The following is a 2,000-nucleotide window of genomic DNA, read 5'->3' as shown; positions in this document are numbered from 1 at the left end:
GCAGCATTGGCCGCGACGTTGGCGGTCCCGATCCGCACCCTGCGGCGCTGGCAGGCCTGGTGGCGGGAGCAGTTGGCGCAGACCCCGCTGTGGTGCGGCGCGCAGGGGGGCTTTGTGCCGCCGGTGGATCTGCAGCAGGCGCCGGGGAGTCTGCTGGAGCGCTTCCTCGGTGATGCCGCGGACGCCCTGGTGGCGTTGCTGCGCTTTTTGAGTCCCTTGACGAGTCGTTCGTGCAGGCTGCACGAGGGCGGCTGACGCCACGCAGAGGATGCAGCTCGAAGGCGCCGGGGCACCCCGCTAGGCTGATCGCGAAGGTGCCGGAACCCCCGGCACCGTGGCCGGGAGACCCCTATGCCGATCCCCATCGAGGTTCCGCAACGCGAGCGTTGGGCCCGCCTGCGCTTTGCGATCATCGGACCCTTGCTCGCCGCCCCGCCGTCGGACGGCGACTTGCAGGCGGCACTCGCCGCCTTGGCCGCCAAGACCTGGCGCCATCCCGTCACCGGCCTGGATGTTCGGTTCGGCGTGTCGACCCTGGAGCGCTGGTATTACGCGGCGCGCGCCGCGCCCGATCCGGTGGCGGTGCTGCGCAATCGCGTGCGCGCCGACCGCGGGGCCTTCCCGAGCGTGCTGCCCGCCGCACGCGAGGCCCTGCAGGCGCAGTACCGCGACCATCCCGGCTGGACTGCCCAGCTGCATCGCGACAACCTGGCCGCCACCCTCGCCGGCACCGCCACCGCGGTACCGTCCTATCCGAGCGTGCGGCGCTACTTGAAGGCGCAGGGGATGGTGCGTCGCGCCACCCCCAAGCGCGACACCGCCGGCGCGCTGGCCGCGCGCGATCGCCTGGAGCAACGCGAGGTCCGCAGCTTCGAGGTCGAGCACGTCTCGGCGCTCTGGCACCTGGATTTCCATCACGGCTCGCGCAAGGTGCTCACGGCGTCCGGAATTTGGCTCACGCCGCTGCTGTTCGGGGTCATGGACGATCGCTCGCGCCTGGTTTGTCACCTGCAGTGGTACACCAACGAGACCGCCGAGGTGCTGGTGCACGGACTGTCGCAGGCGTTCATGAAGCGCGGCCTGCCGCGTGCCCTGATGACCGACAACGGCGCGGCGATGCTGGCCGAGGAGACGACCGCCGGACTGGCCCGTCTGGGCGTCCTGCACCAGACCACGCTGCCCTATTCACCGTACCAGAACGCCAAGCAGGAGGCCTTTTGGGGCCGCGTGGAAGGCCGCCTGATGGCGATGCTCGAAGGCGAGCCGGGGCTGACCTTGGACACCCTCAACCGCGCCACCCAAGCCTGGGTCGAGCAGGAGTATCACCGCAGCACCCATTCGGAATTGGCCACCACGCCGCTGGCGCGCTATCTGGAGGGCCCGACCGTGGCGCGCCCCTGCCCGGACGCCGCTGCCCTGCGCGCGGCCTTTCGCATCGAGGTCGCACGACGCCAGCGCCGGGCCGACGGCACCGTCAGCCTGGCCGGCATCCGCCTGGAGATCCCCGCGCGCTACCGCGCCCTGGAGACGGTGCATCTGCGCTACGCGCGCTGGGATCTGGCCCATGTCGATCTGGTGGATCCGCACAGCGGTGCGATCTTGAGCCCCGTGCGTCCGCTGGATAAGGCCGCCAATGCCGGGGAGGCTCGCCGTGCGCTGGTGCCCGGCGCACCCGCCCCGCAACCGAGCGCGCCCGGCGGCATCGCGCCGCTGCTGCGCCAGCTCCTCGAGACCCATGCCGCGACCGGCCTGCCGCCGGCCTATCTGCCCCTGAACACCGCCGAGGACATCCGATGAATGCGCGACTGCTCGCCCTCTACGGGCTGAAATGGCATCCCTTCTCCTCGGAGCTGCCGATCGAGGCCCTCTACATCCCCCCGCGCGTGGAGCAGTTCCTGTGGCGCATCGAGCAGGCGCAGATCCGCGAGGGCGGGTTTGCGATGATCCACGGCGAACCGGGCACCGGCAAAAGCGTGGTGCTGCGTCTGCTCGCCGAACGT

The 2,000-nt window shown here is 71.0% G+C and carries 1 protein-coding gene and 2 pseudogenes; all 3 read left to right on the top strand.

Annotation, left to right across the window (positions count from 1 at the left end; translation table 11 throughout):
- Nucleotides 1-255: pseudogene (locus THIMADRAFT_RS24150) on the top strand (hypothetical protein); the annotation flags it as partial.
- 96 nt (nt 256-351) lie between these two features.
- Nucleotides 352-1,797 (top strand): DDE-type integrase/transposase/recombinase, encoded by a 1,446-nt coding sequence (locus THIMADRAFT_RS24145; protein ID WP_007195765.1) that lies wholly within the window; start codon nt 352-354, stop codon nt 1,795-1,797.
- A pseudogene (locus THIMADRAFT_RS24140) lies at nt 1,794-2,000 on the top strand (hypothetical protein); the annotation flags it as partial. The gene THIMADRAFT_RS24145 and the pseudogene THIMADRAFT_RS24140, both read left to right, overlap by 4 nt.

Source organism: Thiocapsa marina 5811 (assembly GCF_000223985.1).
Classification (GTDB): Bacteria; Pseudomonadota; Gammaproteobacteria; order Chromatiales; family Chromatiaceae; genus Thiocapsa; species Thiocapsa marina.
The sequence above is the reverse complement of the archived record's forward strand: the minus strand, read 5'-3'. Positions and strand labels throughout refer to the sequence as shown.

What these genes read in the sequence shown, in the direction of transcription:
- THIMADRAFT_RS24145 (WP_007195765.1), top strand. Translation starts at nt 352, where the DNA reads ATGCCGATCCCCATCGAGGTTCCGCAACGCGAGCGTTGGGCCCGCCTG.